This is a genomic window from Streptomyces sp. G7(2002), assembly GCF_028870195.1.
Lineage (GTDB): Bacteria > Actinomycetota > Actinomycetes > Streptomycetales > Streptomycetaceae > Streptomyces > Streptomyces nigrescens.
The window spans coordinates 5,472,024-5,484,783 of record NZ_CP102609.1 but is presented as its reverse complement, the minus strand read 5'-3'; the positions used below and the strand labels follow the sequence as shown (position 1 = coordinate 5,484,783).

The 12,760-nt window shown below is 70.7% G+C and carries 14 protein-coding genes; 12 read left to right on the top strand and 2 right to left on the bottom strand.

All coding sequences use genetic code 11. The annotated features are described in order from the left end of the window. Nucleotides 1-101 precede the first annotated feature (101 nt). The 10 genes from NUT86_RS23210 (at nt 102) to NUT86_RS23165 (ending at nt 10,887) form a co-directional block, all read left to right on the top strand. Complete coding sequence (locus NUT86_RS23210) at nt 102-680, top strand: flavin reductase family protein (protein ID WP_109891626.1); 579 nt, start codon at nt 102-104, stop codon at nt 678-680. Continuing rightward, on the top strand, nt 674-2,056 hold the full coding sequence (locus tag NUT86_RS23205) for a cation:proton antiporter (RefSeq protein ID WP_018090043.1): 1,383 nt from the start codon (nt 674-676) through the stop codon (nt 2,054-2,056). Before NUT86_RS23210 ends, NUT86_RS23205 begins: the two co-directional genes overlap by 7 nt. Nucleotides 2,057-2,585: 529 nt before the next feature. After that, nucleotides 2,586-4,817 (top strand): non-ribosomal peptide synthetase, encoded by a 2,232-nt coding sequence (locus NUT86_RS23200; protein ID WP_446750831.1) that lies wholly within the window; start codon nt 2,586-2,588, stop codon nt 4,815-4,817. Next, a complete protein-coding gene (locus NUT86_RS23195) occupies nt 4,801-5,796 on the top strand; it encodes a TauD/TfdA family dioxygenase (RefSeq protein WP_274737436.1) in 996 nt (331 codons plus the stop codon). The genes NUT86_RS23200 and NUT86_RS23195 overlap by 17 nt, the downstream gene beginning before the upstream one ends. Before the next feature lie 64 nt (nt 5,797-5,860). Next, nucleotides 5,861-6,898 carry a 2,3-diaminopropionate biosynthesis protein SbnB gene (gene sbnB / locus NUT86_RS23190; RefSeq protein WP_274737435.1) on the top strand — a complete coding sequence of 346 codons (1,038 nt, stop codon included), beginning with the start codon at nt 5,861-5,863 and terminating at the stop codon, nt 6,896-6,898. 14 nt (nt 6,899-6,912) lie between these two features. Then, the gene (gene sbnA, locus NUT86_RS23185) at nt 6,913-7,908 is read left to right on the top strand and encodes a 2,3-diaminopropionate biosynthesis protein SbnA (protein WP_159486992.1); all 996 of its coding nucleotides are present in this window, start codon (nt 6,913-6,915) and stop codon (nt 7,906-7,908) included. Beyond that, nucleotides 7,905-8,141: an MbtH family protein gene (locus tag NUT86_RS23180; RefSeq protein WP_266440475.1), complete on the top strand. Its 237-nt coding sequence runs from the start codon at nt 7,905-7,907 to the stop codon at nt 8,139-8,141. Before sbnA ends, NUT86_RS23180 begins: the two co-directional genes overlap by 4 nt. Continuing rightward, nucleotides 8,141-9,124 carry a clavaminate synthase family protein gene (locus tag NUT86_RS23175; RefSeq protein WP_274737434.1) on the top strand — a complete coding sequence of 328 codons (984 nt, stop codon included), beginning with the start codon at nt 8,141-8,143 and terminating at the stop codon, nt 9,122-9,124. Before NUT86_RS23180 ends, NUT86_RS23175 begins: the two co-directional genes overlap by 1 nt. A gap of 39 nt (nt 9,125-9,163) precedes the next feature. Next, nucleotides 9,164-10,132 carry an ATP-binding cassette domain-containing protein gene (locus NUT86_RS23170; protein ID WP_109891613.1) on the top strand — a complete coding sequence of 323 codons (969 nt, stop codon included), beginning with the start codon at nt 9,164-9,166 and terminating at the stop codon, nt 10,130-10,132. Then, on the top strand, nt 10,129-10,887 hold the full coding sequence (locus tag NUT86_RS23165) for an ABC transporter permease (protein WP_274737432.1): 759 nt from the start codon (nt 10,129-10,131) through the stop codon (nt 10,885-10,887). Before NUT86_RS23170 ends, NUT86_RS23165 begins: the two co-directional genes overlap by 4 nt. 60 nt (nt 10,888-10,947) lie before the next feature. On the opposite strand, the gene NUT86_RS23160 is transcribed toward NUT86_RS23165, so the two are convergent. Together NUT86_RS23160 and NUT86_RS23155 are read right to left on the bottom strand one after the other, a co-directional pair. Next, nucleotides 10,948-11,124 carry a hypothetical protein gene (locus tag NUT86_RS23160; RefSeq protein WP_018090034.1) on the bottom strand — a complete coding sequence of 59 codons (177 nt, stop codon included), beginning with the start codon at nt 11,122-11,124 and terminating at the stop codon, nt 10,948-10,950. A 138-nt stretch (nt 11,125-11,262) separates the two neighbouring features. After that, the gene (locus NUT86_RS23155) at nt 11,263-11,451 is read right to left on the bottom strand and encodes a hypothetical protein (protein WP_229838067.1); all 189 of its coding nucleotides are present in this window, start codon (nt 11,449-11,451) and stop codon (nt 11,263-11,265) included. Between the two features lie 106 nt (nt 11,452-11,557). Here NUT86_RS23155 and NUT86_RS23150 point away from each other — a divergent pair, with 106 nt between their 5' ends. Beyond that, entirely contained in the window at nt 11,558-12,394 is an 837-nt protein-coding gene (locus NUT86_RS23150; RefSeq protein ID WP_274737429.1) for a helix-turn-helix domain-containing protein, read from the top strand. Continuing rightward, complete coding sequence (locus NUT86_RS23145; RefSeq protein WP_274737428.1) at nt 12,391-12,588, top strand: DUF397 domain-containing protein; 198 nt, start codon at nt 12,391-12,393, stop codon at nt 12,586-12,588. The genes NUT86_RS23150 and NUT86_RS23145 overlap by 4 nt, the downstream gene beginning before the upstream one ends. Nucleotides 12,589-12,760 lie beyond the last annotated feature (172 nt).

Below are 12,760 nucleotides of genomic sequence, written 5' to 3'. Positions count from 1 at the left end.
CGGCGGGTACGGGCGTCGGCGCTTCACCCGCCTGCTCGGCCGGGAGTCCGGGGGCCGGTCCCCGGAACGGCCCGGCGCCCCAACCGGAGGACGACCTCACCATGGCTAGCCTTCCCCCACCCCCGTCCGCGCCGGACACGGCCACCCGCCCGGTGCCGGCCGACGACTTCCGCTCCCTGATGGGCGCCTTCCCCACCGGCGTCGCCGTGATCACCACGTACGGGACGGACGACCGGCCCCGCGGGCTGACGTGCAGTTCGCTGTCGAGCGTGACCACCGCGCCGCCGACCCTCTCCGTCTGGCTGACCACCCGGGGAGAGACCCTGGGCGCGCTGCGCGAGTACGGCGCCTTCGCGGTGAACCTCCTGCACGACCGGGGGCAGCGGGCCGGTGAGGTGTTCGCGCACCCGGTCGCGGACCGGTTCTCCCAGGTCGGCTGGCGGCGCTCGCCGGAGGCCGGGCTGCCGTGGCTGGCCGACGACGCCTTCGCGGTCGCCGAGTGCCGGGTGACGAAGCTGGTCGAGGTGAGCGACCACACCCTCGTGGTGGGCGCGGTCACCGGTGTCACCCAGGACCCCGGGACCCCGCTGCTGTACGGGGCACGGCGCTTCGCCTCCTGGCCGGGCGGCGAGGCCCCCGCCGCGCCGCTCGCCCTCGACACCCCCCTGACGTCATGCTGAAGGTCATCGCAGGCGTCGTCCTGCTGCTCGGGGCCATAGGGCTGTGGTGGGGCCGGCTGGGCTCCGGGGGCTCGTCGACCGAGGTCGACACGACGGCCAGGTTCCTGCTCGCCGTCATGGTGATCATTCTGCTCAGCCATCTGCTGGGAGCGCTGCTGGGCCGGCTCGGCCAGCCGCTGGTGATCGGTGAGATCCTCGGCGGTCTGCTGCTCGGCCCCTCGCTGCTGGGCTGGGTGTGGCCGTCCGGGCAGGCCTGGCTGCTCTCCGCCGATGTCGTCTCCGCCCTCAACACGGTGGCCCAGCTCGGGCTGATCGTCTTCATGTTCCTGCTCGGCTGCGAGCTGCGCATGGAGACCCCCAAGAAGGCCGTCGGTTCGCTCGGGGTGAGCGTGCTCGGCGCGATGGGTCTGCCGTTCGTGGCCGGGCTCGCCCTCGCGGCGGCGGCCCCCGCCATGCTGCGCGGCTCGACCCCGCACGACTTCGGCTACCTCTGCTTCTTCGGGCTGGCCATGTCGGTGACGGCGCTGCCGGTGCTCGCCAGGATCCTCACCGATCTGCGTCTGGACCGCTCCCCCGTCGGCCAGTTCGCGCTGGCCAGCGCGGCGGTGGGCGACGGTATCGCCTGGCTCGCGCTGACCGTCATCCTCGCGGCGACCGGGTCCGGTGACGCCACCGACATGGGCAGCACGATCGCGCTGGTGGTGGCCCTGGTGGCGTTCACCGCGCTGGTCGTGCGTCCGCTGCTGGCGACCGTGGTGCGGCGCGCGGAGGAACGGCCCGGCAAGGGGACGCTGCTGCCCCTGCTGCTGGTCGGCGCCATCAGCTATGCCGTGCTGACGCATCTGCTGGGGCTGCACGCGGTCATCGGGGCGTTCCTGTTCGGTACGGCGGTCCCGCGGGACTCCGCGGTCACCCACCGGATGAACCAGCAGCTGCAGGGCTTCACCCTGACGGTGCTGCTGCCGCTGTTCTTCGCCGGTGTGGGGCTCAATGTCTCGGTCGGGGCGCTGGGTCGGGACCCGTGGCACTGGCTGGTTCTCGCCGGGGTCGTCGTCGTGGCGACCCTGACCAAGATCGTCGGTGCGGGCGGCGCCGCCCGGGCGATGGGGTACCGGCCGAAGGAAGCCTTGCGCTTCGGCGCGCTGATGAACTGCCGCGGGGTCACCGAGCTGGTGGTCGCCGGGATCGGCTGGCAGCGCCATCTGATCAGCACGACGGGCCTGACGGTGCTGGTCCTGATGGCGGTCGGCACCACCGCGATGACCGGGCCGCTGCTCAAGCTGCTGGGGACGAAACCGCCGGAGCCGCCGCCCGGGGAGACCGATGACTCCCCGGTCGCCGTCCCGCAGGGCGCTCCGCTCCGGGCGGACGCCTGAGGCGGGCTCCGGACGGACGTCCGAGCCGGACTCCGGGCGGACGCCTGAAGCCGGCGTTCTCCCGGTCCGCCGAATATCTCCGGCCCGCGCAATACGGAGTATCGCCCGTGGCCGGCGGCACGATATCTGGCCAATAAGCCGCCGCCCTACTGTCTTGTTCGCTCATGGGACAGCACCGAGTAATGACAACCGGCAGGGCCATAAAGGAGGTTGCGGTGTGATGGCTGCGGACCGCGTATTCTGGCAAAGAGTTCTCGGCGGCGGGTTCACCCCTTTGCCCCGGTGGTCGAGGATTCCGGCGGACCTGCCTGCCGTGCGTCGCACCGCGATTCCCGCCGGGACCGCAGAGGCACTGCTGCTCCTTTCGGAACGCAGAGGTCTTTCGGAACGGCCGGGACTTTCGGAAGGACAGGGTCTTTCTCCGGACACCCTGCTGCTGGCCGCTTATGTCCGCGTCCTGGCGGCGGTGACGGGCGACTCCTCCGTGGTGACCGGATATCTGCCCGAAGATAGCCCGGAGAAAAGCCCGTTGCCCCTGTGGGCCGCGCTTTCCCAGGGCTCGTGGGCGGAACTCGTCACCGAGGTCGCACAGCTGGCGGACGAGGTCGGGCGGCATGCGCCGCAGGCCCTGGACGAGCTGCGCGCCGAGACCGGCCGGACGGAGCCGCTGTTCGACACCGTCCTGGTCGCCGGCCGGGCACCCGGCCCCGAGGACCTGACGGACGGCACCGTGCTCGCCGCCGGCCTCTCCCGGACCGGCGACCGGCTGGAGCTGGTGCTGAGCCACCGCCCCGACGCCCTGGACGGCGAGCAGGCCGACCGGTTCGCGGGCTATCTGCTCGCCGCGCTGCGCGAGCTGGCCGAGCGGCCCGGGGCGGACCACCAGGAGTGGAGCCCGGTGCCGGAGCGGGAGGTCGCACAGCAGCTGGCCGAGTTCGCGGGCCCGCGGCGCGAGCTGCCCGACCGCCGGGTGCACGAACTCTTCGAGGACCAGGTGCGGTTGCGCCCGGACGACATCGCCGCCGTCCACGGCACCGAGTCCTGGACCTACCGGGAGCTCAACGAGCGCGCCAACCGCGTCGCCCACGCGCTGCGCCGCGGCGGACTGCACGACGAGGACGTCGTCGCGGTGGTCACCGAACGCAATCTCCCCTGGCTGGTCGCCGTGCTGGCCGTGTTCAAGGCCGGCGGTGTCTACCTGCCGGTGGAGCCGCACTTCCCGGCCGACCGGATCAGCGGCATGCTGGTGCGCGCCGACTGCCGCCGGGTGCTGACCGAGCGGGATGCCTCCCCGGGACTGACCGAGGCGCTGGCCGGGCTGCCCGCCGTGCGCGCGGACCATCTGGACACTCTGCTCGCCGAGCACCACCCGGTCACCGACCCCGGCATCCCGGTGGCCGCCGGCCAGAGCGCGTACATCTACTTCACCTCCGGTTCGACCGGTGCGCCCAAGGGCGCCGTGTGCGAGCACGCGGGCTTCCTCAACCATCTCCTCGCCAAGATCGACGATTTGGAGATCACCGAGGGCCGGGTGGTCGCCCAGACCGCGCCGCAGTGCTTCGACATCTCCCTGTGGCAGCTGGTGGCCGCGTTGGCCGTCGGCGGACGCACCCTGATCATCGGGCAGCCGGACATCCTGGACACCGCGCGCTTCATCGAGACGCTCGACACCGGCGGTGTCGAGGTCCTCCAGGCCGTGCCCTCCTATCTCGAAGTGGTGCTGACGGAGCTGGAGCGCAGCCCCCGCGCGCTGCCCCGGCTGCGCCATGTGTCGGCGACCGGCGAAGCGCTCAAGAAGGAGCTGGTGGAGCGCTGGTTCGCCACGTTCCCCGACGTCGCGCTGGTCAATGCGTACGGCCTGACCGAAACCTCGGACGACACCAACCACGAGGTGATGCGCCGGGTGCCCGAACAGGCCTCGGTGCCGCTGGGCAAGCCGGTCGCCAATGTGCGGATCCATGTGGTCGACGAGCGGCTGCGGCTGGTGCCGCTCGGCTCCCCGGGCGAGATCCTGTTCTCCGGCGTCTGCGTCGGACGGGGATACGTCAACGATGAGGAGCGCACCCGGGCCGCGTTCATGCCCGATCCGCTGCTGCCCGGTGAACGGATGTACCGCTCGGGCGACTTCGGGCGGTGGCTGCCGGACGGGCGGCTGGAGTTCCTCGGCCGCCGGGACGCCCAGGTCAAGATCCGGGGCTTCCGGATCGAGATCGGCGAGGTGGAGAACCAGCTGCTGCGGGTGGACGGGGTGCGGGACAGCGCCGTCGTCGTCACCGGCGAGGGCGAGAGCCGGCAGCTGGTCGCCTTCCACAGCGGCGAGGAGCTGTCCGACGCCACGCTCCTGGAGTCGCTCGGCGCGGCGCTGCCCAGCTACATGATCCCCAGCCGGTTCCGCCGGCTCGACGTGCTGCCGCTCACCGCCAACGGCAAGATCGACCGCAAGGCGCTGACCCGGCTCGCCGGGCAGGAGGAGTCCGCGGGCGACGGCGTGGAGCTGCGCACCGGCACCGAGCGGCGGCTCGCGGAGCTGTGGTCCCAGGTCCTGAAGGTGCCGGCCGGCCGGATCGGCCGTGCCTCCCATTTCTTCGACAGCGGCGGGACCTCGCTCTCCATGCTGCGGCTGGCGATCGCGCTCGACCGTGTGGTGACGCCCGTCGAACTCCAGCAGCACCCGGTTCTCGCGGAATGTGCGGCGTTGCTCGACCGCCGGGCCGCCGAGGCTCCGAATCCAGGAAGGCAGCCAGTTGACAGCCACGTTTGACGGTACGGCCGTCCCCGAAACCCTCGGTGACGGCGCCGAGTTGATCCTCGGCGAAGGCCGCACCCCGGTCCTCGGGGTGACCGGTCCGGACCTCCCCGGCGAGACCGTGCGCGCCCTGCTGGGCCGGTACGGCGCCCTGCTCGTCCGGGGCCTGGGCCTGGCGGCGCCCGCCGATCTGGGCCGGGCCGCGCAGGCGCTCGGGGTGACGCCGATGACCGAGCGGGAGGGCTTCACCGGCCGGACCGACTTCGGCGACGGTGTGTACGGCGCCTCGGAGTGGCCGGCCGACGAGCCGATGTGCATGCACCACGAGCGCAGTTACGGCGACGAGGTGCCAGCCATCGCCCTGTTCGGCTGTCTGACGGCACCCCGTACCGGCGGCGCGACCGCCGTGGCCGACGCCCGGACGGTGCTGGCGAAGCTGCCCGCCGACCTCGTGGAGCGCTTCGCCCGCGACGGCTGGCGGCTGGCCCGCACCTACCGTGACATCGGCGTGAGCTGGGCCGAGTCGTTCGGCACCCAGGACACCGCGGAGGTCGACGCGTACTGCCGTGCGCACGCCCTGGACCACGAGTGGCTGCCGGACGGCGGGCTGCGCACCGTCCAGCACCGCGCGGCGGTGGTGCGCCACCCCGCGACCGGTGAACGGCTCTGGTTCAACCAGATCGCCTTCCTCAACGAGCTGACCATGGACCCGGCGGTGCGGGAGTACCTGGTGTCCCTGTACGGGCCCGGCTCCCTGCCGTTCACCACCTTCCACGGCGACGGCGAGCCCGTCCCGGCGCAGGTCGTCGAGACCATCAACGAGGTGTACACGGCGGCGACCGTGCGGGAGCCGTGGCAGGCGGGCGATCTGCTCGTGGTCGACAACCTGCGGATGGCGCACAGCCGCGAGGCCTACGAGGGCGACCGCGAGATCGTGGCGCTCTTCGGCGACCCGGTGCGCCTCGACGGGCATGTCCGGCCCTCCGCCGACTAGAAGGGCCGGCCCGCACCACACGCCTCAGGTCCCTCTTCTCTTCTACGGTTCCACGGAGCTTCACATGCCCCAGCAGCACGCTGCGCCCACGTTCTCCGTCATCTCCGGAGCCCAGGTGCACCGGGTCCTCGACGCGCACCACCAAGGCGTCGTCGACCTGATCGAGACGGCCTACCGGCTGCACGGCGGAGGCGAGACGGTGAACCCGCCGTCGTACTTCCTCCGCTTCCCCGACCGCCCGTCCTCCCGGATCATCGCGCTGCCCGCCTCGATCGGCGGTGAGCTGCCCACGGACGGCCTGAAGTGGATCTCCAGCTTCCCGGAGAACGTCGAGGCCGGTATCCCGCGCGCCTCGGCGGTGCTCATCCTCAACGACCACGACACCGGCTACCCGCTGGCGTGTCTGGAGAGCTCCATCATCAGCGCCGCGCGCACCGCGGCCTCCGCGGCGCTCGCCGCCGACCGGATCAGCGCCGCGCGCGGCGGCCGGCCGGCCCGGATCGGGTTCTTCGGCGTCGGCCTGATCGCCCGCTACATCCACACCTATCTGGCGGGCACCGGCTGGCAGTTCGACGAGATCGGGGTGCACGATCTGTCGGCGGCGCACGCGGGCGGCTTCGCCGACTACCTGCGCCAGTCCGGCGAGTCCGGCACGGTCACCGTGCACGGCTCCGCCGAGGAGCTGATCCGCTCCTGCGACCTGGTGGTCTTCGCCACCGTCGCCGGCACCCCGCATGTCACCGAGCCCGGCTGGTTCGCGCACAACCCTCTGGTGCTGCATGTGTCGCTGCGCGATCTGTCGCCCGAGGTGGTGCTCGGCGCGGCCAACATCGTGGACGACGTGGAGCACTGCCTGAAGGCGGACACCTCGGTGCACCTGGCGGAACAGCGGGTGGGCCACCGGGACTTCCTCGACGGCACGCTCCACGACGTCCTGACGGGGCGGCTGCGGCTGCCGGCCGACCGGCCGGTGATCTTCTCCCCGTTCGGCCTGGGAGTGCTGGATCTGGCACTCGGCAGGCATGTCTATGAATCCGTGAAGGAATCGGGCGAGTTGCAGGTCGTCGACGATTTCTTCCACGAGATGCGCCGTTACGGCTAGGGCGGGAGGCACCCGTGCCGACTATTTCGGCTCCGCAGGAATTCAACGAGGAAGACCTGTACGTCGATCTCGACGCCGTACTCGGTATCCCGCTCCACCTCAAGTGCGAGGGCTTCAACTTCACCGGATCGGTGAAGCAGAAGGCCGCGCTGGAAATGGTCGAGGCCGCGGAGGAGGCCGGGAAGCTGTCCCCCGGTTCGATCCTGGTGGAGTCCTCGTCCGGCAATCTGGGCGTCGCGCTGAGCGTCATCGCGGCCAGCAAGGGCTACCGCTTCGTCTGTGTCACCGACTCCCGGTGCAACCTGGCCTCCAAGCGTCTGATGGAGGCCCTCGGCGCCACCGTCCACACGATCGCGGAGCCGGCGGCCGACGGGGGTTTCCTCGGTGCGCGGATCGCCTACGTACGCCAGCTGTGCGAGGAGGACGCGCGGTACGTCTGGCTCAACCAGTACGTCAACCCCGCCAACTGGCGGGCGCATTACCGGTACACGGCCCCCGGCATCCACCGGAGCCACCCCGAGCTGGACGTCCTCTTCGTCGGGGCGGGGACCACCGGGACCCTCATGGGCTGCGCCCGCTGGTTCAAGGAGCACCGGCCCGAGGTCCGCATCGTGGCCGTCGACAGTGTCGGCTCCGTCGCCTTCGGCCACCCGCCGTCGCCCCGGATGATCCCGGGCCTGGGGTCCGGGGTCCGTCCGCCGCTGCTGGACGAGGACTACGTCGACGAGGTGCTGCTCGTACCGGAACCGGACACCGTGCGCATGTGCCACCGGCTGGCCGGGCGCGGCTTCCTGTTCGGCGGCTCCACCGGGACGGTCGTCAGCGGCGCCGACCGGTGGCTGACGGAGCACGGCAGACCGGCGGGGCTCTCCTCGGTCGCCATCTCGCCCGATATGGGCGAGCGCTATCTCGACACCGTTTACCACACCAACTGGGTGCAGGGCGTCTACGGCGAGGACACGCTCGGGCCCGCGCACCCCAGCCATGAGACGAGAGAGGCAATACGATGACCAACCCGTTCGAGGACACCGAGGGCCGCTACCTGGCCCTGGTCAACGACGAGGGCCAGTACTCCCTGTGGCCGGCGTTCGCCGAGGTCCCGGACGGCTGGAAGGCCGCCCTGCCGGAGACCGGCCGCGCCGAGGCCCTGGAGTACATCGCCGCACAGTGGACCGATATGCGTCCGCTGAGTCTCGTCCGTGCGATGGAGGACTCCGCCGGCACCGCGAAGGCGGCGTCCTGATGACCGTGACACTCGATACCGGGGCCGCGGCGCGGGTCGCGTCGCTGACCCCGGACGAATCCGTGGACGCGGAACAGGCCGCGCGCCGGGTGATGGCGTCCGGCGGTGCCCTGGTCGACAGCGCCGACTGGGTCGATGCCGCGCGTTCCGGCTGGCCGGAACTGCCGCTCGGGCTGCGCCGGCCGCTGCACGAGTTCCGCCGCGACTCCGGGCGCAGCGGAGTGCTGCTGCTGCGCGGCCTTCCGGTGGACGAGGCCGCGCTGCCCGACACCCCGTCCGGCGCCGGTTCCGTGCAGCGTGCGGGCTCGGTCTCCGCCGCGGTGCTGACGATGGTGGCCTGCGGTCTCGGCGACCCGGCCGCCTTCCGGCCGGAGAAGACCGGCGCCCTGGTCCAGGACGTGGTGCCGGTACCGGGGAAGGAGGAGTTCCAGGGGAACGCGGGCTCGGTACTGCTGACCTTCCACAACGAGAACGCCTTCCATCCGCACCGCCCCGACTTCGTCATGCTGCTGTGCCTGCGCTCCGACCACGAGAAGGTCGCCGCGCTGCGCACCGCCGGTATCCGCGGGGCGATGCCGCTGCTGAGCGAGGAGACCCGGGCGGCACTGTCCGCACCGGAGTTCGTCACCGCTCCCCCGCCGTCCTTCGGCGCGTCCGACGGCGGCACCGAGCCGCACCCGGTGATCTTCGGGGCGCCCGAGGACCCGGATCTGCGGATCGACTTCGCGGCCACCAAGCCGGTCACCGACCGCGCCCGCCGGGCGATGGACGAGCTCGGGGACGCCTTCGAGCGGACCGGCCAGAGCACGGTGCTGGCCCCCGGCGATCTGGCGATCGTCGACAACCGGGTCACCACCCACGGGCGCAGCGCCTTCCAGCCGCGCTACGACGGCCGCGACCGCTGGCTCCAGCGCACCTTCGTCCTCACCGATCTGCGCCGCTCCCGCGGATCCCGGTCCGGAGACGGTTACGTCCTTGACTGACAGCCTCCGTACCGCAATTCCCGAAAGGACCTGGAGCCGATGACCCCTGCCATCCGGATCGAGAATCTGGCGAAGAGCTTCGGCAGTACGGCGGCGATCCGGGGGGTCAGCCTGGAGGTTCCGGCCGGCCGGGTGCTCGGCCTGCTGGGCCCCAACGGCGCCGGCAAGACCACGCTGGTGCGCATGGTCTCCACGCTCGTCCGACCCGACAGCGGGCGGATCCTGGTGCACGGGCACGACGTCGTGCGCGAGGCCACCCGGGTGCGCCCGCTGATCGGACTCACCGGCCAGTACGCCTCGGTGGACGAGGACATCTCGGGCTGGGAGAACCTCTATCTCATCGCCCGGCTGTTCAACCTGCGCGGGCGCAAGGCCCGGGCCCGCGCCGACGAGATGCTGGAACGCTTCAGTCTGACCGAGGCCGGCAAGCGGCCCGTCGGCGGCTACTCGGGCGGTATGCGCCGCCGGCTCGACCTGGCGGCCAGCCTCACCGGCGACCCCCGCGTCCTGGTCCTCGACGAACCGACCACGGGCCTCGATCCGCACAGCCGCAACAGCCTCTGGGCGGAGGTGAACCGGCTCGCCGAACAGGGCACCACCGTGCTGCTCACCACCCAGTACATGGAGGAGGCGGAGGCGCTCGCCGACTCCCTGGTGGTGATCGACAGCGGCCGGGTCATCGCGTCCGGCTCCACCGCCGAGCTGCGGGCGCGCCTGGGCGGCCAGATGCTGCGGATCCAGCCGGAGGAGCCCGGCGACCTGGCGCGGATCCACCAGGTCCTGGTGACCGCGGGCCACACCGAGGCCACCGTCATGACGGACGAGGGACGACTCCAGCTGCCACTCACCGGCGGCGGCAGCCAACTCACCGCCGTGGTCCGCACCCTCGGCGAGACCGGTATCCCGCTCGCCTCACTGCACACCCACATCCCGAGCCTTGACGAGGTCTTCCTCAAGCTCACCGGACCCGCGGCCAGGGAACCCGTCGCCGCTAGGAGCGCGGCATGAGTTCACTGGTACGTCACTCACTGGCGCTCTCGCGCCGCAACCTGCGCAAGTCGCTGGCCAGTCCGGGCCAGGTGCTGGACACCGCCCTGATGCCGGTCGTCCTCTCCGTGATCTTCATCTACGCCTTCGGCGGCGCCATCGCCGGGAACAGCGCGGACTACCGGCAGTATCTGATGCCGGGCATCATGGCGCTGAACCACACCATCGTCTCCCGCACCGCGGGCATCGCGCTCAACACCGACTTCTCCTCCGGTGTGATGGACCGCTACCGGTCGATGCCCGTCGCCCGCTCCGCGGTGCTCATCGGCCGGGTCTCGGCGGACTCGGTACGGCTGCTGATCAGCCAGCTGGCGGTCTTCGCCTTCGCCCTGCTCATCGGCTTCCGCGCGGACAACGGCCTGCTGCCCACCCTCGCGGCCTTCGGTCTGCTCCTGCTGTACGGGATCGCGCTCTGCTGGGTGAACGCCTTCATCGGCCTGGCCGCCCGGAGCATCGACACGGTGCAGAGCGTGTCCACGATCGCCATGCTGCCGCTGCAGTTCGGCAGTTCGGTGTTCGTCGCCCCGGACACCATGCCCAGCTGGCTGCGGCTCTTCGTGGAGAACAACCCGATGACCCAGGTCGTCGACGCGTCCCGCAACCTGATGATCGGCGGCCCGGTCGCGGCCCACGCCCAGGGCGCGCTGCTGTGGATCGCGGGGCTGATCGCGGTGTTCCTGCCGCTGTCTGTGTGGAAGTACCGGTCTCGGGTCTGACCGGGCCGCGCGGGGGGCCGTCGCCGGCCTGACACCGGCGACGGCCCGTCCACACAGGGATTACTTGCCGTCCCCGCCCTGCGGCTGCGGCTCGCGGGGTGCCTCAGGGGGCATGGGCCCGCCGTCGTGCCTGCCGCCGTCCGCCTCCATGTCCGCGGGGTGCCGGAACGGGATTCCGCGCCAGCCTTCGGCGTCGGGCGTGCGCGTCTCATACGTCTCGACAGCCAAGGCGCTCATCTACCAGCCTCCTCTTTCGTAAGGGGCCATGCCGCCGTACGGTCGAGGGCATGACCCGTAGGCCGCGGAGTTTTCCTCCGCGGTTGGTCACCCGTCCCGGCGCTCACCTGTCCAGGGTTTTGGACGCCGGGGCGGGAGTCACTGCCCCTCGTGCTCGGGGTGGTTCCTGAGTTCGATGTTCAGGTCAACAACCTTGCTCTTGTCGCCCCGTGCCTCTGCCAACTGCCGCTCGTTTACCAGCGCCTGGCAGACATCGCACTCTGCCGCGGGCTTCGGGGCGGGCCGGGGTTCGCCGAGCTGTACGGGTGGGGTCAGACTGCCGGACACGACCACTCCTCTCCGTAGTGATTCCACTACCAGGAGTCCTCAGCGTGGCCTAGAGTCAGGGGCCATTCAACGTGTCACTTGCGGACGGAAGGACAGTGAAGGCCCTTTGAATCGCAACGACTTGAACCCCGACGCCTCCCCTGAAGCGGCCTACGGAGCACGTTTACGCAGCCTGCGAGAGGCGCGCGGCTGGACTCAAGAGGACCTGGCCGAGCGCGCGGAATATTCGAGCGTGCATGTTTCGGCCGTCGAAAATGGTCGGAAACCCCCAACTCTCCGGTTCTCGCGTAGCGTGGACCGTGTCTTCGGCCTTGAGAGCACAGCGGACTCGTTCGAGCGTGAGTACCGCGAGATCAAGCACGGCAGCCTGTTGGAAGGATTCCCCGAGTACGTCGGGTACGAGGGCCGAGCGGTAGAGATCCGGCTGTTTCAGATCGGGCTGATCCCCGGCTTGTTGCAGACACCGGAGTACGCGCGGACGGTGGCCGACGGCGATGTGCAGCGTGGGGCCATCACGCCCGAACAAGCTGAAGAGCGGGTCTCCTTCCTTGCGGAGAGGCAAGCCGCGCTGGTGCGATCCCGGCCCCCCATGGTGCTTGTGGTGATGGATGAGAGCTGTCTCCGTCACGAGATCGGTGGTGCCGAGGTCATGGAAGGTCAGCTCCGGCGACTGGCCGAAGTCGCTTCCCTCCCCAACTGGGTACTGCAAGTGGCACCCTTCGACATAGGCGCAAGGCGGGCGTTCAACCTGCCGGTGAACCTCCTCACCCTGGCTGACAGGTCCGTGGTCGCGTATGCCGAGTCTCAGGCGCGGGGGCACCTGGAGCGCGAAGGCACAGCCGTGCTGCCCATGCTGACGGCATACCATCAGTTGCAGGCCGAAGCGTTGTCGCAGGCGACGTCTGTGGCAATGATCGAGCAGTTGCGAAAGGGCATCCCGTGACGACCGAATCCCCCCGCTGGTTCAAGTCCTCCTACAGCAGCAACGGCGGCGATTGCATCGAGGTTGCCGCCACTGGCACCGGCGCCGTCCCCGTCCGCGACAGCAAGGACCCCAACGGCCCGGCGCTCACCTTCTCCGCGAACGGCTGGTCGTCGTTCGTCGCTGCCGTCAAGGGTGGGGAGTTCCCCGCCTGAACTCGCAGCAGACGCTGAGTAACCGGCCCTCGCCACACGGCGGGGGCCGTTGTCATACGCGGAAAAACCCCAGCTCAGCAAGCGAAATGGCTTCAATAGCGCACTGAAACCCGAGGTTCTTAGCCTCCCGTCGGTTGATGTGCCGCGTTTCTGCTGATGCACAAGGAGTTCC

Excerpts from the sequence above, each read along its gene's own strand:
- NUT86_RS23175 (WP_274737434.1), top strand. The coding sequence starts at position 8,141 with ATGACCGTGACACTCGATACCGGGGCCGCGGCGCGGGTCGCGTCGCTG.
- sbnB (WP_274737435.1), top strand. The coding sequence starts at position 5,861 with ATGCCCCAGCAGCACGCTGCGCCCACGTTCTCCGTCATCTCCGGAGCC.
- NUT86_RS23205 (WP_018090043.1), top strand. The coding sequence starts at position 674 with ATGCTGAAGGTCATCGCAGGCGTCGTCCTGCTGCTCGGGGCCATAGGG.
- NUT86_RS23180 (WP_266440475.1), top strand. The coding sequence starts at position 7,905 with ATGACCAACCCGTTCGAGGACACCGAGGGCCGCTACCTGGCCCTGGTC.
- NUT86_RS23165 (WP_274737432.1), top strand. The coding sequence starts at position 10,129 with ATGAGTTCACTGGTACGTCACTCACTGGCGCTCTCGCGCCGCAACCTG.
- NUT86_RS23160 (WP_018090034.1), bottom strand. The coding sequence starts at position 11,124 with ATGAGCGCCTTGGCTGTCGAGACGTATGAGACGCGCACGCCCGACGCC.
- NUT86_RS23210 (WP_109891626.1), top strand. The coding sequence starts at position 102 with ATGGCTAGCCTTCCCCCACCCCCGTCCGCGCCGGACACGGCCACCCGC.
- NUT86_RS23170 (WP_109891613.1), top strand. The coding sequence starts at position 9,164 with ATGACCCCTGCCATCCGGATCGAGAATCTGGCGAAGAGCTTCGGCAGT.